General features: G+C 73.7%; 10 protein-coding genes. 8 read left to right on the top strand and 2 right to left on the bottom strand.

Annotated features, from left to right (window positions below; translation table 11 throughout):
- Positions 1 to 383 (bottom strand): MFS transporter (locus tag ACFWP3_RS37380; RefSeq protein ID WP_384230333.1); only part of this gene is annotated, 383 nt, incomplete at its 3' end.
- A gap of 131 nt (positions 384 to 514) precedes the next feature.
- On the opposite strand from ACFWP3_RS37380, the gene ACFWP3_RS37375 reads away from it, so the two are divergent.
- Positions 515 to 1,111, top strand: a complete 597-nt coding sequence (locus ACFWP3_RS37375) for a TetR/AcrR family transcriptional regulator (RefSeq protein ID WP_384230330.1) — start codon at positions 515 to 517, stop codon at positions 1,109 to 1,111.
- 961 nt (positions 1,112 to 2,072) lie between these two features.
- Here ACFWP3_RS37375 and ACFWP3_RS37370 read toward each other — a convergent pair.
- A complete protein-coding gene (locus ACFWP3_RS37370) occupies positions 2,073 to 2,588 on the bottom strand; it encodes a MarR family winged helix-turn-helix transcriptional regulator (RefSeq protein WP_384230328.1) in 516 nt (171 codons plus the stop codon).
- 195 nt (positions 2,589 to 2,783) lie between these two features.
- On the opposite strand from ACFWP3_RS37370, the gene ACFWP3_RS37365 reads away from it, so the two are divergent.
- The 7 genes from ACFWP3_RS37365 to ACFWP3_RS37335 all read left to right on the top strand — a co-directional run bounded on the left by ACFWP3_RS37365 (position 2,784) and on the right by ACFWP3_RS37335 (position 23,880).
- A complete protein-coding gene (locus ACFWP3_RS37365; protein WP_384230326.1) occupies positions 2,784 to 3,158 on the top strand; it encodes a cupin domain-containing protein in 375 nt (124 codons plus the stop codon).
- 89 nt (positions 3,159 to 3,247) lie between these two features.
- Positions 3,248 to 4,888: an MFS transporter gene (locus ACFWP3_RS37360; protein WP_384230324.1), complete on the top strand. Its 1,641-nt coding sequence runs from the start codon at positions 3,248 to 3,250 to the stop codon at positions 4,886 to 4,888.
- Positions 4,889 to 5,221: 333 nt separating this feature from the next.
- Positions 5,222 to 10,657: an acyltransferase domain-containing protein gene (locus tag ACFWP3_RS37355; RefSeq protein WP_384230321.1), complete on the top strand. Its 5,436-nt coding sequence runs from the start codon at positions 5,222 to 5,224 to the stop codon at positions 10,655 to 10,657.
- Positions 10,657 to 14,154 (top strand): type I polyketide synthase, encoded by a 3,498-nt coding sequence (locus ACFWP3_RS37350; protein WP_384230316.1) that lies wholly within the window; start codon positions 10,657 to 10,659, stop codon positions 14,152 to 14,154. The genes ACFWP3_RS37355 and ACFWP3_RS37350 overlap by 1 nt, the downstream gene beginning before the upstream one ends.
- Positions 14,151 to 22,223 carry an amino acid adenylation domain-containing protein gene (locus tag ACFWP3_RS37345; protein ID WP_384230313.1) on the top strand — a complete coding sequence of 2,691 codons (8,073 nt, stop codon included), beginning with the start codon at positions 14,151 to 14,153 and terminating at the stop codon, positions 22,221 to 22,223. The genes ACFWP3_RS37350 and ACFWP3_RS37345 overlap by 4 nt, the downstream gene beginning before the upstream one ends.
- The gene (locus ACFWP3_RS37340) at positions 22,220 to 23,350 is read left to right on the top strand and encodes an LLM class flavin-dependent oxidoreductase (RefSeq protein ID WP_384230311.1); all 1,131 of its coding nucleotides are present in this window, start codon (positions 22,220 to 22,222) and stop codon (positions 23,348 to 23,350) included. Before ACFWP3_RS37345 ends, ACFWP3_RS37340 begins: the two co-directional genes overlap by 4 nt.
- A 23-nt stretch (positions 23,351 to 23,373) precedes the next feature.
- Positions 23,374 to 23,880 (top strand): flavin reductase family protein, encoded by a 507-nt coding sequence (locus ACFWP3_RS37335; RefSeq protein ID WP_384230309.1) that lies wholly within the window; start codon positions 23,374 to 23,376, stop codon positions 23,878 to 23,880.
- Positions 23,881 to 24,089: the final 209 nt, after the last annotated feature.

Raw genomic sequence — 24,089 nt, 5'->3', positions numbered from 1 at the left:
CCGACCAGGAGTCCGCCGCCGCCCAGGCCCTGGACCGCACGGAACGCGATCAGCTGGCCCATGTCCTGGGCCGCGCCGCACAGCGCCGAGCCGATGAGGAAGATGACCACCGAGGTCAGGAACACGCCCTTGCGGCCGTACATGTCGCCGGCCTTGCCCCACAGCGGGGTCGAGGCGACCGTGGCCAGCGTGTAGATCGTGACCACCCAGGACAGGTGCTCCAGCCCGCCGAGCTCACCGACGATCGTCGGGATCGCGGTACTGGTGATCATCGTGTCCAGCGAGGCCAGCAGCATCGCGATCATGACCGCCACCAGGACGACCCCCACACTCCGCGGCTTCGCATCCCCCGAAGTCCCGGCTGTCTTCGCTGTGTCCACCATGTGCCCTCCCCGGCCCTGAATCCCAAGCGCACTTACTTGCCGCCCGGCTAGTTCTCTCTTAAGGTAGACCCGTAACTAGCCGGGCGTCAAGTAAGTGGCTGGACTGGAGCAGAGAGAGCGGGGAGAGCCGAATGGCCAACAGCAGCACTGCACAGAGACGTCGCGGGGACACGCGTCAGCGGATCCAGGACGTGGCGCTGGAGCTGTTCGTGGAGCAGGGGTACGAGAAGACCTCGCTGCGCGAGATCGCGGAGCGGCTGGAGGTCACGAAGGCGGCGCTGTACTACCACTTCAAGACCAAGGAAGACATCATCGTCAGCGTCTTCGCGGACCTGACCCGGCCCGTCGACGAACTCATCGCCTGGGCGCAGGGCCAGCCGCCGACCCTGGACACCAAGCGGGAAGTGCTGCGCCGCTACAGCGAATCGATGGGCGCGGGCGCGGGCGCGGGCGCGCGGCTGTTCCGCTTCATACAGGAGAACCAGGCCACGATGCGCGACCTGAGCATCGGCGAGACGATGCAGAGCCGGACGTTCCGGCTGGTGGAGCTGCTGCGCACGAAGGACGGCCCGCTGACGGACCAAGTGCGGTGCGTGAGCGCGCTGTTCACGCTGCACGCGGGACTGATGTACCTCCAGCACGTGGAAGGCGATCCGGAGGAGACCCGTCTGGCCGCCCTGGAAAGCGCGACGGACCTCATCACGCAGGCCCACCGCTTGGCGGCGTAGCCGGGGTTCCGACTTCTCTTGGGTCCTACGCCCGTTCGACCGCTGGGCCGGTGGTGGGCTGACGTACAAGCATGACCTGCGAGAAGAGGCCGTCGGGGCCTCAGGTGAGCGGTCGGCCGCCGGCTCGAGGGTGGCACCAGAACACCTTGCAACCGTGGTCCCAACGGAAATGCCGACAGACAGGCAGACATACAGACATACAGGCACCACAAGGCAACTGGTCCCGGCGCAGCCCGGCCGGCACGGCGCAGCCGGGCGGCCAGGCGCAGCGCCGGCGAGGCGGGCGGCGGCTCGCGCAGTGCGCGACGCGCGGTGTGTAGCGGTGCGCGGCGCGGTGTGGGGCGGTGCGGGGCGCGGCCAGTGCGGCGCCTCGGGGCGGCGCCCACCAAACGCCACGGCTTCAGGAAGGGGCACCACCGGAGCCCGCAACGGCAGGACGTCCGACCGCCCGACCACACGTCCGGCTGACCGACTGGCCGACCGCCCAACCCACCCTTCCCGCCCGTCACAAGACTTCGCGAGCGAGGTCACCTCGGTTCACCCGGCAGGTGAGCCGGTCGGGGACGCGCGCCCCCTGGCCCGATCTCCGCGATCCGCAGTCCGCGACTCACGCGACCGGCCGGCCCGCCCGCACCGCGGGCCCGCGGTCGGCGCCCGCGATCGCGGACACCGGAACCTACACCGGCCCCGGCGCCGCCGCACGCGCGGCCCGCCCACCCGACCCGCCCCGCCCGCGCTGCCACGCGTTCCGCAGCACGCAGGCCACGGCACGCAGTCCGCGGCCCGCAGCCCGCGACCTACCCGGCCCGCCGGCCCGCCGGGCCACACCGCGGGCCCGCCGTCGCCGGGCGCGGGCGCGGGCGCCGGGGCCTGCACCGGCCCCGGCGTCGCCGCAGCCGCACGCGCGCCCCGGCCTCCCGATCCGCCCCGCCCGCGCGGCCGCGCGATCCGCGCGCCCGGCTCACCACAGCGGCCGCAGCGGCGGCAGGTCGCCATCCGACATGGCGCGGATGAGGGCGGCCAGTTCCGCCCGGGGCACGCGGCGGTTCTGGGAGCCGAGGCGTTCGTCCAGTTCGGACTCCATCTCGAACATGAGGCGTCCGGCGACCGCGAGGTGCTCCATGGCCCGCTCCGTCAGGACGACGAGTTTGCGCCTGCCGCCCGCCGGGTGCGGGCGCCGCTCCACGTAGCCGCGGGCGGCGAGGTCGTCGACGATCTGGCCGGCGGCCTGTTTCGTGACGCCGAGCTGCTCCGCGAGCTCGCTGCTGGTGGCGCCTTCGCCGTAGAGGGCCTGGAAGACGAGGCCGTGCACGGGCCTCAGGTCGTCGTATCCCGCCGCGTCGAGCCGGGATACGAATTCGGACAGGACGAGCTGGAAGGACATGCCGAGCAGATAGGTCAGCTCGGCCCTGGCCAGCGGGTCTTCCACCTGGCGTGCTTTCGCTCCGGTGCTTCCGGTCTCTGCTGTGGACTCCATCTGGACATGCTGCCACACCTTGGAAAGACGCTTTACTCCCACGGCTCCTCCCGTCCTCCGGCAGGACTCGACCGGTTCTCCGTTACCCCCGGGAACAGTCTCGGCGCGGTCCTCATTTGCCGTTTGACACCCGCGACTAAAGCAGCTTTACTCGTGGAGCAAGCGAAGTAAAGCTTCTTTACACAGGAGGTCGCAATGAACGTGGTCAGCGAGAGCGAGCAGCGGACTACCCGTACCCCTTCGGGTGCGATGTTCGGCCTCGCAGCCCCCAGCCAGGGCAGCACGGAGATCAGCACCTGGCGCGTGGAGCTCGGCGCGGACTCGGCGACCCCGGTCCACATCATCGACCGCGAGCAGGTCTGGATGCCTCTGTCGGGCGCCTTCAAGGTGACCATCGACGGCGAGGACGGGGAGGTCAAGGCCGGCGAGGCCGTGGCGATCCCCGGTGGCTCCGTACGTCAGCTCACCGCGGTCGGTGACACCCAGGCGCTCGTCGCCATGGCCGTCGGCGGCCAGGCCAGCATGCCGGGCAACGAGGACAAGAAGATTCCGCTCCCCTGGGCCGAGTAGCCGGGCGAGCCGAACCGCGGTCCGCGCCGCCCTCGCGGCGCGGACCGCGGCAGCGGCCATCAGAGGAACAACTCAACGAAGGACGGGCAATGAATCCCGAAGTCAGCAGCGGGCGCCGCCGGGCGATCCTGGCTCTGCTCGCATCGACGGTGCTGGTCGTGGTCATGGACCTCACGATCATCAACGTCGCGCTCAACCCCATCCAGCAGAGCCTTGACGCGACCAACGGCGAGCTCCAGTGGGCACTGGACTCGTACCTGATCACCTTCGCGGCGTTCCTCTTCACCGGCGGCGTGTGCGCCGACCGGTTCGGCCGCAAGAAGACCCTGATCACCGGCCTCGTCCTGTTCGGTGTCAGCTCGGTGCTCGGCGCCTTCGCGACCGACATCGTCGAGCTCATCATCTGGCGCGCCGTCATGGGCGTGGGCGCGGCCGTGGTGCCCACGGTCACCCTCGCCATCCTCATGAACGTCTTCCCGCCGGCCGAGCGCCCCAAGGCCATCGCGGGCTGGGCCGCTGCCGCCGGTGTGGCCATGGCGGTCGGTCCGGTACTCGGCGGCGTGCTGCTCGAGGCGTTCTGGTGGGGCTCGATCTTCCTCATCAACGCCCCGCTCATCGCCATCGCCGTCGCGCTGATGATCGTGCTGGTGCCCGAGTCGAAGAACCCGGTCCGCACCGCGTTCGACCCGCTCGGCGTGCTGCTGTCGATCGTCTCCATCGGCCTGCTGGTCTACGGCATCGTCCTCGCCGGCGAGGACGGCTGGACGAGCACCGGAGCGCTCGGCGCCATCGCGGGCGGCCTGGTCCTGCTCGTCGGACTGGTCCTCTTCGAGAAGCGGATCGCCGCCCCCTCGCTCGACGTCAGCCTCCTGAAGAACGCCCGCTTCTCGGCCGGCACCGGCGCAATCGCCCTGTGCTTCTTCGCGCTGATCAGCTCGATCTTCATCTCGCAGTTCTACTTCCAGGCGGTCCTCGGCTTCTCGCCGCTGGAAGCCGGCCTGCTGGTGCTGCCCATGGGCATCGCCTCCATGGTCGTCTCCGCCCGCTGCCCCAAGCTCGTCATGAAGTTCGGCCCCCGCGCCGTCGTCGCGGCGGGCTCCGCGGCCATCACCCTGTCCGCTCTGGGCGCGGCCTTCTTCGACGCCGGTACGCCGACCTGGCTGCTGGTCGTCGCGCAGCTGGTCCTGGGTGTCGGCTGGGGCTCGATCATGGCTCCCGCCACCGCCTCGCTGATGTCCGTCGTGCCTCCGGTCAAGGCGGGTGCGGGCCAGGCGGTCTCGCAGACCGCCCGTCAGGTGGCAGGCGCCCTCGGCATCGCGATCATCGGCAGCCTGCTCAGCTCCGGCTACCGCTCCTCGATCGGTGACGCGGTGAACGTCCTGCCGGAGGCCCTGCGCGAGGAGGCCGCCGGATCCATCGGCGGCACCGTACGGGCCGTCCAGGCCGCCAAGCTCGGCGACCAGGCCCCGGCCCTGCTGGCCAAGGCCTCCGACGCCTACGTCAGCGGTATGCAGTCCACGCTCTTCGTCGTCGCCGGTGTCGCCCTCGTCTCGGTCCTCGTGGCCCTGCGATGGCTCCCCAAGACCCCGCCGGCCCCGCCCGGACCCCCGCCGGGCGCGGCCGCCCCGGGTGCCGCGGCCCCCGGCGCCACGGCGCCGGGTGCCCAGGCACCGGGTACCCCCGCGGCCCCGCCCGCCCCGGCGAAGGACGAGCCGAGCCTCCGTCCCTGACCCGGCGCGCGCCACGCCGCCCCTCAGTGCCCGCCCGCCCCTTCGGGGTCGGCGGGCACTGTTGTCCCCCTTCCCGACGGCCCCCGGCACTCCCAGGCGGAATCTCACCGCACCGCCGCGGCGCCCCGCGGCACGCGCCTCCCCACCGCCGGCCGCGGTCGCCATCCCCCCGCACTTCCCGCACTAAACGGAACGCAACTTCCTCTATTCCTGGCCCAGTTGACCGCATGACGGACATGCCAGGACAACCCGTCCCGCCCCCCGCGGGCGGGCGAAGAACGATCCATCAGCGCTCAAGTGTTTCCACGTTATGTACAAACGGAGGGGGTTCTCATGCAGATGGGCAAGGGTTCCGGGCCGATCGACACGTCCCACATGGACACCGTCGAGGCCGTGACGCAGTGGTTGCGCCAAGAGATCGCCGTACGGTCGGGACGCGCACCCGGCGAGGTCCGCGACGACGACCTCTTCTCGACCATCGGCATCGACTCGATGCGCGCCGTCGCCCTCATGGGCGACCTCTCGGAGCTGACCGGCACCCGGCTCTCCCCGGCGCTCATGTGGTCGCACCCCAGCATCGCGGCGCTCGCCGCCCGCGTCGTCGAAGGCGAGCCCGACGCGCCCGCCGAGCTCCCGGACACCTTCCGGGCCGCGCCCGGCGGGCCCCGCGAGCCGATCGCCATCACCGGCATGGCGTGCCGCCTCCCGCAGGCCGACGGCGTCGAGGAGTTCTGGGAGCTGCTGCGCTCGGGCACCGACGCGGTGAGCGAGGTCCCGGCCGACCGCTGGGACGCGGCCGCCTACCTCGACGCCAACCCCGCCGCCGCCGGCAAGATGGTGACCTCCCAGGCCGGCTTCCTGCGCGGCCCCGTGGACACCTTCGACCCGCTGTTCTTCGGCATATCCCCGCGCGAGGCCCAGGAGATGGACCCGCAGCAGCGGCTCTTCCTGGAGGTCGCCTGGGAGGCCCTGGAGGACGCGGGCCTCTCCGACGGACGGCTGTCCGGCACCGCCACCGGCGTCTTCGCCGGGGCGATCTGGCACGACTACGCCGACCTCGGCGCGGCCGACCCCGCCGGCGCCTCCCTGCACTCGGCCACCGGCCGGGCCCTGAACATGGTCGCCAACCGGCTCAGTTACGTCCTCGGGCTCACCGGCCCCAGCGTCGTCCTGGACTCGGCGTGCTCCTCGTCCCTGCTCGCGGTCCACCTGGCCTGTCAGAGCATCTGGGCCGGCGAGTCCGAGACCGCGGTCGCGGGCGGGGTGAACCTGCTGCTCAGCCCGGAGACGATGGTCTCGCTCAGCAAGTTCGGCGGGCTCTCCCAGGACGGCCGGTGCAAGGCCTTCGACGCCCGCGGCGACGGCTTCGGCCGCGGCGAGGGCGCGGGCGCCATCGTCCTCAAGCCGCTGTCCAGGGCCCTGGCCGACGGCGACGACATCTGGTGCACGATCCGCGGCACGGCCACCAACAACGACGGCCTGAGCAACGGGCTCACCGCCCCCAACCCCCTCGCGCAGGAGGCCGTGCTGCGCGCCGCCTGCCGCCAGGCCGGCATCTCCCCCGCCGAGGTCCAGTACGTCGAGACCCACGGCACGGGCACCGCGCTCGGCGACCCGGTCGAGGCCGGCGCGCTCGGCGCGGTGTACGGCCGCGGCCGCGACGAGGACGCGCCGCTGCGCATCGGGTCGGTCAAGAGCAACATCGGCCACCTGGAGGCGGCCGCCGGCATCGCCGGCGTGGTCAAGACGGCCCTCGCGCTGCGCCACCGCCGGATCCCGCCGAGCATCCACTTCGAGACGCCCAACCCGCACATCCCCTTCGAGGACCTGCGCCTGCGCGTCACCGCGGCCGAGGAGCCCTGGCCGCACACCGGGCAAAGACCGGCCCGGGCCGGGGTGAGCGCCTTCGGCTGGGGCGGCACCAACGTGCACGTCGTCCTCGAGGCGGTCACCGCGCCCGCGCCGCTGACCCTCCTGGAGAGACCCGGCCCCGGCACCGAAGCCGACACCGCCGGCCGCCCGCACGTGGCCTTCATCTGTTCCCCGTACGGTCAGCAGTGGGTCGGGATGGCCCGCACCATGCTCCGTACGGAACCCGTCTTCCGCTCCGTACTGGAAGACTGCGACCGCGAACTCGCCCGGCACACCGGGTGGTCGCTGCTCGACGAACTGCACGCCGACAAGGACACCGCCCGCAGCGGCGACGTCGGGGTCATGCAGCCCGTGCTCTTCGCCATCCAGGTCGGCATCGCCGCCTGGCTCGAGGCCTCCGGGGTCCGCCCGGACGCCGTCGTCGGACACAGCCTCGGAGAGATCGCCGCCGCCGTCATCGCCGGCATCCTCGACCTGCCGGACGCGGTCCGCCTCATCCACCACTACAGCGACCAGCAGCGCCGCGTCGCCGGCTCCGGCAGCGGCATGGCCGTCGTCGAACTCTCCGCCGCCGACCTCCAGCAGCGCCTCGACGACCGCGCCGGCGCCCGCGACATCTCGGTCGCCACCCAGAACGGCCCGCGCACCACCGGCCTCGCCGGCCCCCGCGCCGCACTCGAAGCCCTGGTCGCCGACCTGAAGGCCGAGGGCGTGCTCTGCGGCATGATCCGCGTCGACCTGCCGGCCCACAGCCCCGGAATCGACCCGATCACCGCCGACCTCGAAGCGGCCATCGGCACGCTCACCCCGCGGCCCGGCCGCATCCCGATGATCTCCTCCGTGACCGGCGAGCCGCTCGACTGGCGGGACGCGAACGCCTCGTACTTCGTCCGCAACCTGCGCCGGCCCGTCCTGCTGGCCCCGGCCACCGCCCACCTGCTCAACCACGGGACCGGCGTCCTGGTCGAGATCAGCGCCAACCCGGTGCTGGTCCCGGCGCTGCGGCAGTCCGCCGAAGAGTACGGCGGGACCGCAGCCGTCCTGTCCACCATGCGCCGCGAGGGCGAGGACGACCGGTCCGGGCTGGTGGAGACGCTCGACGCCCTCGCCGGGCTCGGCTTCCCGGTGCGGCTGCCGGACGAACGCCCGCCCGCCGCCGAGCTGTTCACCCTCTCGGCCCGCACCCCGCAGGCCCTGCGCGACCTCTCCCGCGCCGTCGCCGCCACCCTGACGGACGACACGGCGGACGACACCTCGGACCACACGTCGGACGAGACCACGGACCACGCCCCGCACCGGCTCCCCTCCCTGGCCCGCGCCGGCCTGGAGCGGGCCCACCACCCCTACCGCCTCTCCGTCGTCGCCCGCGACACCGCCGAACTCGCCGAGGCACTGGCCGCCCACGCGGAAGGCGAACGCCCGCCGCAGCTCCACGAGGGCGCGAAGCCGGCCGAGTCCCGGCCCCGGATCGCCTTCGTCTTCCCCGGCCAGGGCTCCCAGTGGATCGGCATGGGCCGCGAACTCCTGCGTACGGAACCGGCGTTCGCCGCGTCCATCCGTACGACCGACGCCGCCGCCCGGGCCTGGATCGACTGGTCGATCGAGGCCGAGCTGTGCGCCGACGAGGACAGCTCGCAGCTGACCCGCATCGACGTCGTCCAGCCCATGCTGTTCGCCGTCGAGGTCGCGCTGGCCGCGCTGTGGCGCTCCTGGGGCATCGAGCCCGACGCCGTCATCGGGCACAGCATGGGCGAGGTCGCCGCCGCGCACGTCAGCGACGCGCTGGGCATCGAGGACGCGACCCGGATCATCTGCCGCCGCAGCCTGCTGCTGCGCCGCGCGGCCGGGCAGGGCGCCATGCTCGCCTGCGAGCTGACGATGGACCAGGCCCGCGAGCTCCTCGCCGGCCAGGAGCACCTGGTGTCGGTCGGCGTGAACAACAGTCCGCGCTCCACCGTGCTGTCCGGCGACCGCGACACGCTCACCGCGATCGCGGCGCGGCTGGAGGCCGAGCAGGTCTTCTGCCGCTGGGTCAAGGTGGACGTCGCCTCCCACAGCCCGCAGATGGACCCGCTGCGCGAGGACCTGCTGTCCGCGCTCGACGGCATCGCCCCGCGCGCCGGAACCGTCCCCGTCTACTCGACCGTGACCGGATCGGTGGCCTCCGGCACCGAGATGGACATCCACTACTGGGCCGACAACCTGCGCGAGCCGGTGCTCTTCGGCGACCAGGTGGCCCGCCTCGTCGAGGACGAGGTGACCGTCTTCATCGAGATGAGCCCGCACCCGATCCTGCTGCCCGCCGTGGAGCAGGTCGCCGCCGAAAGCGGTACGGGCGTGGCCGCGCTGCCCTCGCTGCGCCGCCGCGAGGAGGAACGCGACACGCTGCTCGGCTCGCTGGGCCGGCTGCACGTCCTGGGCGCCCCGGCCCGTGTGGACCGGGTGCTGACCCCGGCCCCCGCGGCCAAGCTGCCCCACTACCCGTGGCAGCGGGAACGTTTCTGGATCGACGCCCCCGGCCCGGGCGGCGCCACGGCGGGCACCCGCGCCCTGCGCCGCGGCCTGCTCGGCGAGCGCCTCGACTCCCCCGTCACCCCCGGCACGCACTACTGGCAGATGGACTTCGACCACACGGCCGCCACCGCCTCCGACCACCGGATCGGCGGTGCCGCGGTCCTGCCGGGCGCCGGGTTCGCCGAGATGGCTTTGGCGATGTGCGCCCAGGTCAGGCCCGGTGAACACCCCGTACTGGAGGAGTTCGCCTTCCGTGAGCCGCTGATCCTGCCCGCGCAGGGCGTGCGCCGGGTGCAGGCCGTACTGGAGGGCTCGGACGGCGGGGCCGCGCAGATCCGCTTCTTCGTCCGCGAGGACGACGGCCCGCTGTGCGTGGCCGAGACCCGGGTGCTGTTCGGCGCCGCGCCGGACCCGGCCGAGCCCTGCGATCCGGCCTCGCTGGCCGGGCCGCTGACCGAGACCCTCGAAGGACCGGCCTACTACCGGGCGCTCGCCGCCTGCGGCCTGGGCTACGGCCCCGCCTTCCAGGGCATCACCGGCCTCTCGCGCGGCGAGGGCGCCGCCCTGGCCAGGATCGTCCCCGACCCCGCCACCCTGCCCGCCGACCCCGGCTACCGGGTGCACCCCTCGCTGCTCGACTCCGCCCTCCAGTCCGCCGTGGCCCCGCTGCTCGGCGCCGCGTGGGGCGAGGGCGTCACGCAGTGCTTCGTCAGCGAGTCCATCGGCCGGCTGCGGGTGTACGGAACGCTCTCGGGCGAGCTGTGGGCGTACGCGCAGGTGGAGCCGGCCGAAGACGACCGGCACTGGCGGGCCCGCGTACGGGTGCTGTCCCCCGACGGCGCCCTGCTGGCCGAAGCGGAGGGGCTGCGCGTCCTGCGGCTGGACTCCGTCCCCGTGCTGGCCGCGGGCCAGGACGACGGAGCGCCAAGCGGACCGGCGGACGGCGCGGTCGCCGCCGGGCTGGCCGAACTGCCCATGGCGGAACGGCGGGCCGCGTTCGAGACCGCCGTACGGGAGATCACCGCGCAGGTGGTCAAGCTCCCCGCCCGCCGCATCGACCCGGACACCCCGCTGCGCTCGCTCGGCATCGACTCGCTGATGTCGCTGGAGCTCCGCAACCGCCTGGAGGCGGCCTTCGGCGTGGAGCTGTCGGCCACGCTCATCTGGAACTACCCGACCGTACGGGACATCGCGCCGTTCCTGGCCGGCAAGGCGGGCATCGCGCTCGACGGCGACGAGGCCCCGCAGCAGGTGGCGCAGGGCCCCGACGCCGAAGCCCCCGTCCTGCCCGCGGCGGCGGACGGCGAAGCAGACCCGGAGAGCCTCGAGGCCCTCCTCGAACGTGAACTCGCGGAACTGAGCGAGCGGATGGAGACCTTCTAGTGAGCATCAGCACCGCCGCCGCGGCCGCCCCGGCCGACGCCCGCTCCGGAGACCGCTCCGGGGACGCCCTGGTCAAGGCGCTGTCCGCCGTCCGCATGCTGCGGGGCCGGCTGGACGCGCTGGAACAGAAGCGCCATGAGCCCATCGCCATCGTCGGCATGGGCTGTCGACTGCCGGGTGGGGTCTCCTCACCCGGCGAGTTCTGGCAGATGATCAGCTCCGGCACCGACGCGATCACCGGTGTGCCCGGCGACCGCTGGGACGCCGACGCCTACTACGACCCCGACCCGAACGCCCCCGGCCGCACCACGATGCGCTTCGGCGGGTTCATCGACGGGGTGGACGGCTTCGACCCGTACTTCTTCGGCATCTCCCCGCGCGAGGCCGCGCGCATGGACCCCCAGCAGCGGCACTTCCTGGAGGTGGCGTGGGAGGCCCTGGAGGACGCGGGCCTGCCCCGGGAGAAGCTCCAGGGCAGCGCGACGGGCGTGTTCGTCGGCGCCAACGCCACCGACTACCTCCAGATGCAGCTGGAGGACCCGGCCGGCCTCGACACGTACACCGTCGTCGGCGGCACCAACTGCATCATCTCCAACCGGCTCTCGTACCAGCTGGACCTGCGCGGCCCGAGCATGACCGTCGACACGGCCTGCTCCTCCTCGCTGGTGGCCGTGCACCTGGCCTGCCAGTCCCTGCGCACCCAGGAGTGCTCCACCGCGGTCGCCGCCGGGATGAACCTGATCCTGTCGCCGACGATGACGGTCGCCCACTCCAAGGGCCTGCCGCTCGCCCCCGACGGCCGCTGCAAGACCTTCGACGCGAAGGCCGACGGCTACACGCGCGGCGAGGGCGTCGGCGTACTCGTCCTGAAGCGGCTCTCGGACGCGACCCGGGACGGCGACCGGATCTGGGCCGTCATCCGCGGCTCCGCCGTCAACCAGGACGGCCTGACCAACGGGCTGACCGCGCCCAGCGGCCTGTCCCAGCGCGATGTCATCAAGGCGGCGCTGCGCTCCGCCCGGCTGGAGCCCTCGCAGGTCACCCTGCTGGAGGCGCACGGCACCGGCACCAGCCTCGGCGACCCGATCGAGGTCGAGGCGCTGCACGAGGTGTACGGGACCGCGGACGCGGGCGGCGGGAGCTGCGTGCTCGGGTCGGTGAAGACCAACATCGGGCACCTGGAGGCGGGCGCGGGCCTGGCCGGGCTGATCAAGGTGGCGCTGAGCATCCACCACCGGGCCATCGCGCCCAACCTCCACCTGGACGAGGTCAACCCGCACATCACGCTCGGCGGCGGACGGCTGCGCATCCCGACCGAGGCGGCGAGCTGGGACGAGCCGGCCGAGCGCCGCCACGGCGCCGTCAGCTCCTTCGGCGCGGGCGGCACCAACGCGCACGTGGTCCTCGGCCCGGCCCCCCAGGACGAGCCCGCACCGCAGAGCGGGACCGCACCGCAGCGCAACACCGCACCGCAGGACGCCGCCGGCGCGCGGCCCGCCGCCACCGCCGTGCCCTCCGTACCCGTCGTACCGCAGGCCGCGCAGGGCCCCTGGCTGCTCCCGGTCTACGCGGGCACCGCCGACGCGCTGGTCCCGATGGCCCGCGCCTGGCGCGACCACCTCCAGGACAAGGCGACGCGGCAGGAGCCGTTCTCCGCGCTGGTGCACGGCGCCGCCACCCGCCGCACCCGGCACGCGCACCGCCTCGCGGTCGCCGCGCGCACGCACGCCGAGGCCGCCGAGCGGCTGGACATGTGGCTCGCGGACAAGTCCCCGGCCTCGGTGGTCACCGGCCGCACCGGGGGCGACATCAGCGACAAGGTCGTCTTCGTGTTCCCCGGCCAGGGTGCCCAGCGGGCCGGGATGGGCCGCGAACTGATGCGCGTCTGCCCGGTGTTCAAGGCCGCCGTGACCGAGTGCGACGAGGCCTTCAAGCGCTGGACCGACGGCGGGTTCTCCGTCATCGACGCGGTCATGGGCCTGGAGGACGGGGCGCCGCTGGAACGGATCGACGTCATCCAGCCGGCCCTCTTCGCCATCGCGGTCGGCCTCGCCGCCCGCGCCCGGGCCTTCGGCATCGAGCCCGACGCGGTCGTCGGCCACAGCATGGGCGAGGTCGCCGCCGCCTACGTGGCCGGCGTGCTGAGCCTGGACGACGCGGCCCGCGTCATCTGCCGCCGCAGCTTCCTGCTGCGCCGCATCAGCGGTCAGGGCGCCATGCTGGTGGCGGGCCTGCCCTTCGACCAGGCCACCGAGTTCGTCGCGGACCACAGCGACCGGGTCTCGGTCGCGGTCAGCAACAGCCCCACCTCCACGGTGCTCTCCGGCGACCCCGAGGTGCTGGCCGAGCTCGCCGAAACCCTGGCGGCGCGCAACGTCTTCTGCCGCCACGTCAAGGTGGACGTGGCCTCGCACAGCCCCCAGGTCGACGCGCTGCGCGAGGACCTGCTGGCCGAACTGGCGGGCATCGAGCCCCGCGCGGGCCGGGTGCCGGTCCTGTCGACCGTCACCGGCGAACCGTGCGACGGCTCCGGTTTCGACGCCGAGTACTGGGCGGGCAACCTGCGCGAGCCGGTGCTCTTCTGGGACGCCGTGGGCTCGCTGATCGACAGCGACCACGGGGTGTTCGTCGAGATGAGCCCCCACCCGACGCTGCTGTCCGCCGTCGAGCAGGCCTTCGAGCACGCCGGCCGCGAAGGGCTGGCCCTGCCGTCCATGCGGCGCGACGAGCCGGAGGCGCACGGCCTGCTGGAAATCCTGGGCTCCCTGCACGTACACGGCCTGCCCGCCGACCTGGCCGAGCTGCTCCCGGCGGCGCCCGCGCGGCCCGTACCGCTGCCCGCGTACGCCTGGCAGCACGAGAGCTTCTGGTTCCGCGCGTCGGGCTCCGCCGGCCCGGTTCCGCTCGACGGCCGTACCGCGGGCGGCCCGCTGCCCGGGCCGGACACCGCCGATCAGCGCGGGCAGCTGCCCCCGCTGGTGGCGGCCGTGGCCGCGACCGAGCCCGGCGAGGCCCGTACCGAACTGGTCCGCGCCCACGTCGCCGCGGCCGTGGCCGGCACCCTGGAGCTGAGCCCCGACCGGGTGGACCGCACGGCCGGCTTCTTCCAGATGGGCATGGACTCCACGCTCGCCCGCGATGCCCGGGTGCGGCTGGAGAGCCTGCTCGGCCGCCGCCTCCCGGCGACCGTGATGTTCGAGCACCCGTCCGTGGAGGCGCTGTCCGCGCATCTGCTGGCGCTGGCGGAACGGGCGGCGGCCGAGGCCGGCCCGCAGGCCGCCGCGGCCCCGGCCCCGGCCGCCGGCACCGTGCCCGCCCCCACCCCCGCCCCCGCCCCCGCCCCCACGCACTCCGCGATACCCGCACCGCAGGCGCCTTCGGACCTTTCCGGGTCCGAGGACGACACATCCCTCGACGACCTTTCCGAAGCCGAACTCCTCGCCGTGCTGGCCGCGGAGTCCGGTTCCACGACGCCCGCAGCCGGAGCAGCCCGATGACCGACAGAGACCACGAGCGGCAGAACGTACTCGCGCAGAGCGTGCGCGAGATCCGCCGCCTGCGCACCGAGCTGGACGCCGCCGAGCGCGCCCGCACCGAGCCGATCGCGATCGTCGGCCTGGCCTGCCGGATGCCCGGCGGCGCCGAGACGCCCGAGGAGTTCTGGGAGTTCCTGAGCTCGGGCCGCGACGGCATCCGCGAGGTGCCCGAGGACCGCTGGGACACCGCCCGGCACGGCAGCCGCCTCGGCGGCTTCCTCGACCGGGTCGACGGATTCGACGCCCCCTTCTTCGGGATCTCGCCGCGCGAGGCCGCCACCCTGGACCCGCAGCAGCGCCTGCTGCTGGAGGTGGGCTGGGAGGCGCTGGAGCACGCCGGCATCTCACCGGCCGGCCTGACCGGCTCGGACACCGGGGTGTACTTCGGCGTCACCACGTACGACTACGTGCAGAGCCAGATGCAGCAGATCGACCCGGCCGAGCTGGAGGCGTACAGCCTCACCAGCAACGCCTCCACCTTCGCGGCGGGCCGGTTCTCGTACTGGCTGGGCCTGCAGGGCCCCAGCCTCTCCGTCGACACCGCGTGCTCGTCCTCGCTCGTCGGCGTGCACCTGGCGTGCCAGAGCCTGCGCTCCGGCGAGACCGGCATGGCGCTCGCGGGCGGGGTCAACGTCCTGCTGTCGCCCGAGTGGTTCACCATCGCCGACAAGGCGAACATGCTGGCCCCCGACGGCCACTGCAAGACCTTCGACTCCCGCGCCGACGGCTACGTGCGCAGCGAGGGCTGCGGGGTCGTCGTCCTCAAGCGGCTCTCCGACGCGCAGGCGGCCGGCGACCGGATCCTCGGTGTCATCCGCGGCTCCGCCGTCAACCAGGACGGCCGCAGCGCCGGCATCACCGTCCCGAACGCCGCCGCCCAGCAGGACGTGATCCGCGCGGCGCTGGCCTCGGCCCGCGTCGAACCGGCGGACATCGGCTACGTGGAGGCGCACGGCACCGGCACCCCGCTGGGCGACCCGCTGGAACTGCGCGCCCTGGACGCCGTACTGGGCGGCCGGGAGCCGGGCCGGGAGCTGGTCGTCGGCTCGGTCAAGAGCACCATCGGGCACCTGGAGCCGGCCGCCGGCATCGCCGGGCTGATCAAGGTCGTGCTGTCGTTGCAGCACGAGGAGATCCCGGCGCAGCTGAACCTCGAGGAGGTGAACCCGGAGATCGGCGTCGAGGACCTCTCGGTGACCTTCCCGCGCACCGCCGTGGCCTGGCCGCGCGGTGCCAAGCCCCGGCTGGCGGGCGTCAGTTCCTTCGGCGCGAGCGGCACCAACGCCCACCTCGTCCTGGAGGAGGCGCCGGCCGCCCCCGCCCGGGAGCCGGCCGGGGCCGAGCGCTCCGCCCAGCTGCTGACGCTGTCCGCCAAGAGCCCGGCCGCGCTCGCCGGCCTGGCCGCCCGGCACGCCGCGTATCTGGACGGGCCGGACGCCGCGCCGCTCGCCGACGTCTGCCACACCGCCGCCACCGGCCGCGCCCCGCTCGCGCACCGGCTGACCGCGGTCGCCGGCACCGCCGCGGAGATGCGCGAGAAGCTGGCCGCGTACGCGCCCGGCGCGCTGCTCCCGGCAGGCGTCCGCACCGGCCACGTGCCCGCCGGCGCACAGCCGAAGGTGGCCTTCCTCTTCACCGGCCAGGGCGCGCAGTACGCGAACATGGGCGCCGGCCTGTACGCGACCGAGCCGGTCTTCCGGGCGGCGGTCGACCGCTGCGACGCCATCGTCTCGGAGCTGACGGACCGCTCGCTGCTGTCCGTGCTGCACCCCTCGCCCGCCGAGGCCGCCCTCGTCGACGAGACCCGCTGGACGCAGCCCGCCCTGTTCGCCGTCGAGTACGCGCTGGCGGAGCTCTGGCGCTCCTGGGGCATCGAGCCGGGCGCCGTGCTCGGCCACAGCATCGGCGAGATCGTCGCGGCCTGCGTGGCGGGCGTGCTGTCGCTGGAGGACGCGCTGACCCTCGCCGTACGCCGCGGCAGCATGATGCAGGAGCTGTCGGTGGAGGGCGCCATGGCGGCGGTCTTCACCACCGAGGAGCGGCTCGCCGCGGCGCTGGCCCCGTACGAGGGCGAGCTGTCGGTGGCCGCGGTCAACGGCCCCGAGTCGCTGGTCGTCTCCGGCGGCGCCAAGGCGCTGGAGGTGCTGCTGGCCTCCCTGGCCGAGGACGGGATCAAGTCCAAGCGGCTCACCGTCACCCGCGGCTTCCACTCGCCGCTGATGGACCCGGTGCTGGACGGGTTCGAGGCCGCCGCGGCCGCCCTTACGTACGCGGCCCCCCGCATCCCGGTCGTCTCCAACGTCACCGGTGAGCCGCTGACCGGCCCGCAGGCCTTCTCCGCGGGCTACCTGCGCGAGCACATCCGCCGTCCCGTGGACTTCCTGCGGGGCATGACCGCCCTGCACGGGCTGGGCTTCCGGGTGTTCGTGGAGACCGGCCCGCAGCCCGCCCTGTCCGGCATGGCCAAGCGGTTCGTGCCCGGTGCGGGCGACGGCGAACAGGCCCCGGTCTTCCTTCCGTCGCTGCGCAAGGGCCACGACGACGGCCGGGTGCTGCTGGACAGCCTCGGCGCCTTGTACGCGCTGGGCGCGCCGGTGGACTGGGCCGCCTACGACGCGGGCCGCGGCCGGCGCCGCGCCGCGCTGCCGACGTACCCCTTCCAGCGCACCCGGCACTGGTTCACGCCCAGCGCCCGCCAGGCCCCGGCCGCGCCCGGCGCCGGCGAGGCCGCGTCCACGCGCCTGCTGGGCGAGCGGGTGCCCTCGCCGCTGGACTCCGTCCAGTACTCGGCGGTCCTCGACACCACCGGCCACCCTTGTCTGGGCGACTGTGTGATGGACGGGCTGCCCGTCGTCAACATCGGCGTCTACCTGGAGTCGGCCCTGCAGGCCGCCCGGGCCGACGGCGGCGGCGCGGGCGCGCTGATCGAGGAGTGCCTGGTCCTGCAGAGCATGATCCTCGACGAGGACCAGCGGGCCCGCGTACAGCTCGTCCTGGACCCGGTGCCCGGCGGCCGCACCGCCTACCGCTACTACTCCGCCCGCCGGGACGGCGCCGGCTGGCTGCTGCACTCGCAGGGCAAGCTGGCCCCGCTCCCCGCGGCCGTCCCGGCCAGGGCCGACCTGGACGCGCTGCGCGCACCGCTCGGCGAGGAGACCACCGGCGAGGAGTTCTACCGCCGGATGTGGCGCCGCAAGCTGTACCTGGGCCCCACCGCCCAGTGGATCGAGCACGTGTGGAGCGGCGAAGGCGAGGCCGTCGCGAAGATGCGCGCCCCGCGCCCGGGCGAGGCCGACGGCTACCGCCTGCACCCCGGCCAGACCGACGCGCTGTTCCAGTCCCTGTTCGCCTGCCTGCCCGAGGGCACCCCGGCGGACGCCACCTTCATGCTGGTGGGCATCGACCGGTTCGCCTTCCACGGCTTCTCGGGCGCGCAGGGCGAGACGTACTGCCGGGTGCGGCTGCTGCCGTCGCCCGACCCGCAGGGCATGCTGCTCGCCGAGGCCGCGCTGTACGACGCCCAGGGCCGCACGGTGGTCGAGGCCACCGGGGTGTGCCTGCGCCGCGCCGCGAAGGACCAGCTGCTGCGCACCGGCGCCGCCGAGGCCCCCGCCGCCCGGGCGCTGCCCGCCGCGACCGCGCCCGCCCCCGCCGCCGACCCGCGGTCGCTGGACGCCGCGGCCGTACGGGAGCTGCTGACGGCCACGGTCGCCCGCGCCCTGGGCACCTCCACCGACCTGGTCGACCGCGACGAGCCGCTGCAGAACCTCGGCCTGGACTCGCTGATGGCGCTGGAGGTCAAGGAGGCCCTGTCGGCCGCGCTCGGGGTGTCGCTGCCGCTGGTGGCGTTCCTGGAGGGCCGCAGCGTCGGCACGCTCGGCGACCAGATCCTCCAGACCCTCGGCACCGCCGAGGAGTCCCCGGCCGGTGCGGGCGGGCAGGACACCGCGGCGCAGCCCACGACGGGCGGCGGGCGGCTGCCCGAGCTGGTCCGCGACGAGGCGGCCCGCTACGAGCCGTTCCCGCTGACCGACCTCCAGCAGGCCTACCTGGTGGGCCGCTCCGCCGCCTTCGAGCTCGGCAACGTCTCCACGTACTTCTTCATCGAGGTCGACCTCGACGGGGTGGACGTGGAGCGGCTGCAGGACGCCCTGCGGCTGATGATCGGCCGGCACGACATGCTGCGCGCGGTGATGACCGAGGACGGCTACCAGAAGGTGCTGCCCGAGGTCGCCCCGTACGAGATCCGCACCACCGACCTGCGCGGCCACACCGAGCCGGAGCGCGCCGCACGCCTGGCCGAACTCCACGACGAGGTCGCCGGGCAGGTCTTCGACACGGCCGTGTGGCCGCTGTTCGACATCCGCGCCACCCGGGTCACCGAGGGCCGCACCCGTCTGCACATCGGACTCGACGCGCTGATCATCGACGCGTGGAGCACCTCGATGCTGTTCCGCGAGTGGGCCGCCGCCTACCGCGGGGAGGCCGGCACGCTGCCCGAGGTCCCGCTGACCTACCGGGACTACGTGGTCACGGCCAAGGCCGTCGAGGAGACCGACCTGCACGCGGCCTCGCTGGCCTACTGGCGCGAGCGGCTCGACACGCTGCCGCCGGCGCCCGAACTGCCGCTGGCCGCCGACCCGGGCTCGCTGGAGGCTCCCGCCTTCACCCACCGCTCCAGCCGGATCGAGGCCGAGGACTGGTCCCGGTTCAAGGCGTACGCCTCGGCGGCCGGCGTCACCCCGTCGGCCGCGCTGTGCACGGCCTACTCGCAGGTGCTGGCCTCCTGGAGCAAGTCCAGCCGCTTCACGCTGAACGTGCTCTTCTTCAACCGGCTGCCACTGCACGAGCAGGTCGGCAGCGTGCTCGGCAACTTCAGCGCCACCACCCTGCTGGAGATCGACTCCACCGCCTCGGTCGCCTTCGGCGAGCGGGCCGGGCGCATCCAGCGCCGGCTGTGGAACGACCTGGAGCACAGCCACGTCAGCGGGGTCGCGGTGCTGCGCGAGCTCAACCGGGCCCGCGGCGGCAACGCCCGCGCCAACATGCCGGTCGTCTTCGCCAGCACCGTCAACTTCGCGGCGAAGGAGGACTCCGCGGCCTCCATGGGCCTGGCCCAGCACCTCACCGCCATCGGCGACGGCGGCGAGGAGGTCTCCAGCTCGATCCGCACCCCGCAGGTGTGGCTCGACCACCAGGTCGTCGAGGACGCCGGCGCGCTCATCGTCAACTGGGACGTCATCGAGGAGCTCTTCCCCGCCGGGATGATCGACGCGATGTTCGCGGCCTACCTCGACGTGCTGCGCGGCCTGTGCGTCGAGGAGGACGCCTGGCGCCGCCCGGCGCCCGCCCTGGCCCCGGCCGCCGAACTCGACGTGCGCCGCTCCGCCAACGCGACGGCCGGACCGCTGCCCGCCGGACTGCTGCACGAACCGTTCGCCGCGCAGGCCGCCGCGCACCCCGGACGGGTCGCGGTGATCGCCCCCGGCCGCGAGCTCACGTACGGCGAACTCGACGAGCACACCGACCGGCTGGGCCGCTGGCTCCTGGAGCAGGGCGCCGGCCCCGGCACGTTCGTCGGCATCGTGATGGAGAAGGGCTGGGAGCAGGTCGCCGCCACCATCGGCGTACTGAAGGCGGGCGCGACCTACGTGCCCATCGACGCCGGGGTGCCCGCCGAGCGGCTGCGCCTGCTGTGCGACAAGTCGGGCATCCGCCTGATCCTGACGCAAAGCCGCGCCGAGGCCGACGTCGAGTGGCCGGAGGGGACCGTACGGCTTTCCGTGGACGGCCCCGGGGCCCTGGCCGTGCCGGCCGGCGCCCTGCCCGCCGCGGCCGCCCGCCCGGACGACCTCGCGTACGTCATCTTCACCTCCGGCTCCACGGGCACGCCCAAGGGCGTGATGATCGAGCACACGGGCGCCCTGAACACCTGCCTCGACATCAACGAGCGGTTCGGCATCACGCACGAGGACCGGGTCCTGGCCCTGTCCGCGCTCAACTTCGACCTGTCGGTGTACGACGTGTTCGGCATCCTGGCCGCCGGCGGCGCGATCGTGCTGCCCGCCCCGGACGCCCACCGCGAGCCCGGCCGCTGGGCCGAGCTGGTCACCGCGCACGGGGTCACCGTGTGGAACAGCGTGCCGACCCTGATGGAGATGTTCACCGAGCACGCGCTGGGCGCCGGGATGACCGGCACCCTGCCGCTGCGCACGGTGATGATGAGCGGCGACTGGATCCCGCTGACCCTCCCGGAGCGCATCGCCGCACTCGTGCCCGAGGCGGCCGTGTGGAGCCTGGGCGGGGCGACCGAGGCCTCGATCTGGTCGATCGCCCACCACATCACCGGCGACGCCGACCCGTCGCTGACCTCGGTCCCGTACGGGAAGCCGCTGCGGGGCCAGCAGTTCCACGTACTCAACGAGGCCATGCAGCCCAGCCCGGTGTGGGTGCCCGGCCAGCTCTACATCTCCGGCGCGGGCCTGGCCCGCGGCTACCTCGGCGACGAGGCCAAGACCCGGGCGGCGTTCCTGCGCCACCCGGCCACCGGGGAGCGGCTGTACCGCACCGGCGACCTGGGCCGGTACCTGCCGGACGGGAACATCGAGTTCCTGGGCCGGGAGGACTTCCAGGTCAAGATCCAGGGCTACCGGATCGAGCTGGGCGAGATCGAGGCCGCGCTGCTGGCCTGCGACGGGGTGCGCGCCGCGGTCGCCTCGGCGGTCGGCGAACGCCAGGGCGCCAAGCGCCTGGTGGCCTACGTGGTCCTCGACGAGGACCGCACCTGCGAGGTGACGCCCGAGCTGCTCGCCAAGACGATCGGCGCGGCCCTGCCCTCCTACATGGTCCCGCAGTACATCCTGATCCTCGACGAGCTGCCGCTGACCGCCAACGGCAAGGTCGACCGCTCCTCGCTGCCGGTGCCCGGCGCCGAGGCCGCCGACGGAGACGCCGCGCAGGGCCCCCGGGACCTCACGGAGAGCGGACTCGCCGCGATCTGGACCGAGTTCTTCCCCACCGCCGGCTTCGGCGTGCACACCGACTTCTTCGCCCTGGGCGGCAACTCGCTGCTCGCGGTCCGGCTGATGGCCGAGATCCGGGCCCGGCTCGGCTGCTCGCTGCCGCTGTCCACCCTGTTCGCCCGGCCGACGATCGCCCTGCTCGCCACGGCGATCCGGGAGGCCGGCGGATCGGTGCGCCGCACCGCCCTCGTCCCCATCCGCACCACCGGCACGCAGACCCCGCTGTTCTTCGTCCACCCGGTCGGCGGAGACGTCCTGTGCTACGGCGAACTGGCCGGCCTGCTCGGCGAGGACCAGCCGTTCTACGCCCTCCAGGTGCCGGACGACGAGGTCCTCGACACCGTGCCCGCACTGGCCGCGCACTACGCCGCCGCCCTCACCGCCGCGGTCCCGCAGGGCCCGTACCGGCTCGGCGGCTGGTCCATGGGCGGGGTCATCGCCCTGGAGATGGCCCAGCAGCTGACGGCGGCCGGGCACGAGGTAGAACACCTCGCGGTGATCGACCTGCTCGAACCGCCCGGCCCGGCGCCGGAGCGGGAGCGGATCGACGACGCAGTGCTGCTGTCCTGGTTCGGCCGCGACCTCGCGGGCCTCGCCGGCACCACCTGGGAGCCGGACCCGGAGCTGTTCCGTGCGGCGGACTGTCCCGAGGCGGCCTTCGGGATCCTCTACGCCAAGGCCGCCGAACTCGATGTCCTGCCCGCCGGGGTCGGCCTCGAGATGTTCAGCGAGATCTACACCCGCTTCGCCCGCAACTTCCGGGCCCTCTTGTCCTACGCGCCGCAGCCCTACGCGGGAGCGACCGCGTTCCTGCGCGCCGAGGACGGTTCCACGGACGAGGCGGTCGCCGCCTGGTCCCAGCTGTTCCCCTCCGGTTTCCACCACGTCGCGCTGCCGGGCGACCACTACACGGTCATGCAGTCTCCGCATCTGCAACTTTTGGCCGATCAGCTGACTCCGTGGCTCGCCGGTGCGGCCACCCGAACTCTCGAAGGAAGCCAGTCATGACCCTCCGCTTCGGAGCCTTCCTCCCGCCGTTCCACTCCCTGGGCGAGGACCCCACCACCACGTTCTGGCGCGACCTCGACCTCATCGACTGGCTCGACGAGCTGGGGATCGACGAGGCCTGGGTGGGCGAGCACCACTCGGGCGGCTGGTCCACGATCAGCTCCCCCGAGGTCTTCCTCGCCGCCGCGGCCGAGCGCACCCGCCGCATCAAGCTCGGCACCGGCGTCGTCAGTCTGCCGTACCACCACCCGCTCACCACCGCGAACCGCATCGTGCAGCTGGACCACCAAACGCGGGGCCGCATCATGCTCGGCATGGGCTCCGGCGCCTCGCCCGCCGACGCCCACATGCTGGGCATCGCGGCGAGCGACCAGCGCCGCATGTTCGCCGAGTCGCTGGAGGCGCTGGTGCGCCTGTTCCAGGACGACGAGCCGGTCACCATGAAGACCGACTGGTTCGAGCTGCGCGACGCCCATCTGCACCTGAAGCCGTACACCAGGCCGCGCTTCGAGATGGCGGTCGCCAGCGCCGGTTCCGACCGCGGGATGCGCCTGGCGGGCCGCTACGGCCTGGAGGCGCTCACCTTCGCCGGCCGCCCGGGCATGCAGGAGCCGCCGCTCGCGAAGCTGTGGGCCGCCGGCGAGGAGGAGGCAGCCAAGTACGGCCAGACCGTCGACCGCTCCACATGGCGTGTCGGAATCTGTCTCCACATCGCGGAGACCCGCGAGGAGGCCATGGACCAGGTCCGCGCCGGCATGTCCCACTGGTTCCGCGAGTACGTGCGCGACACGCTCGGCGCCAATGCCAAGCTGCCCGAGGGCCGCGAGGCCGAGGTGGCCGTCGAGACCCACACCGCGATCATCGGCTCCGTCGAGGACGCCATCGAGGGCATCGAGCGCATGCAGCGCGAGAGCGGCGGCTTCGGCACCCTCCTGGTCAACACCCAGGACTGGGCCACCCGCGAGCAGACCAAGCGGAGCTACGAGCTGCTCGCCCGCTACGTGGCACCGCACTTCACCGGCGCCCTCGACAGCCGTCGCGCGTCCCAGAAGTGGGTCTCGGAGAACAAGGACGGCTTCGCCGCCCAAGCCCGGGAGGCCGCGGCCCAGGCCACGGCCTCCCGCTGACCCCCACAACGGACGGAGCCCACATGCCGACCCGACTGCAAGAGAAGTGGCCCGCCGTCGACGGGGCGACTTTCAAGGAAGCCATGTCCCTGCTGGCGGCGCCGCTGACCGTGGTCACCACACGTGACGCGGCCGGGCAGCCCTGGGGGTTCACCGCCAGCGCGGTGACCTCGGTGTCGCTGGAGCCGCCCCTCGTGCTGGTCGGCATCGCGCACACGTCCAGCTGCCACGAGGCGCTGACGCAGGTCCCCGAGTTCGTGATCAACGTGCTCGGGGACGAGCACCGCGAGCTCGCGGGCCGCTTCGCGACCAGCGGCGTCGACCGGTTCGCCGGCGCGCCGCTGGACGAGTGGCCGGACAGCCCCGGCCTGCCGCACGTCCCCGACGCGCTCGCACTGCGCTGCGCGCTCGCGGACCGGATCACCCTGGGCGACCACGACCTGCTGGTCGGCCGGGTGCTCGAGGTGCGGCTGGCGGGCTCGGGCCGGCCGCTGCTCTGGTACCAGCGGGCCTTCAGGACCGCCACCTGACCCCGCGCCCGCCCGGCGTGATCCGCCGGGCGGGCGCGGACGAACGTGGGGGCGGGGCGGGGGGGGGGCCCGCCCCGCCCCCCCCCCCAGGAGTGCGCTGCATATAGACGGGGGGGCGGGGGTGGGGGCGCTGCTCGGGGGGCGGCGGGGGGGGCGGGGCACGGCGACGGTGCTGGTGACGCATGACAGGGGGCATGCGGGGCGGGCGG

This window comes from Streptomyces sp. NPDC058525 (assembly GCF_042719495.1).
Lineage (GTDB): Bacteria > Actinomycetota > Actinomycetes > Streptomycetales > Streptomycetaceae > Streptomyces.
Note: the sequence above shows the minus strand (reverse complement) of the source record. Positions and strands in the feature narration are given on the sequence as shown.

Excerpts from the sequence above, each read along its gene's own strand:
- ACFWP3_RS37375 (WP_384230330.1), top strand. The coding sequence starts at position 515 with ATGGCCAACAGCAGCACTGCACAGAGACGTCGCGGGGACACGCGTCAG.
- ACFWP3_RS37370 (WP_384230328.1), bottom strand. The coding sequence starts at position 2,588 with ATGGAGTCCACAGCAGAGACCGGAAGCACCGGAGCGAAAGCACGCCAG.
- ACFWP3_RS37365 (WP_384230326.1), top strand. The coding sequence starts at position 2,784 with ATGAACGTGGTCAGCGAGAGCGAGCAGCGGACTACCCGTACCCCTTCG.
- ACFWP3_RS37360 (WP_384230324.1), top strand. The coding sequence starts at position 3,248 with ATGAATCCCGAAGTCAGCAGCGGGCGCCGCCGGGCGATCCTGGCTCTG.
- ACFWP3_RS37355 (WP_384230321.1), top strand. The coding sequence starts at position 5,222 with ATGCAGATGGGCAAGGGTTCCGGGCCGATCGACACGTCCCACATGGAC.
- ACFWP3_RS37345 (WP_384230313.1), top strand. The coding sequence starts at position 14,151 with ATGACCGACAGAGACCACGAGCGGCAGAACGTACTCGCGCAGAGCGTG.
- ACFWP3_RS37340 (WP_384230311.1), top strand. The coding sequence starts at position 22,220 with ATGACCCTCCGCTTCGGAGCCTTCCTCCCGCCGTTCCACTCCCTGGGC.
- ACFWP3_RS37335 (WP_384230309.1), top strand. The coding sequence starts at position 23,374 with ATGCCGACCCGACTGCAAGAGAAGTGGCCCGCCGTCGACGGGGCGACT.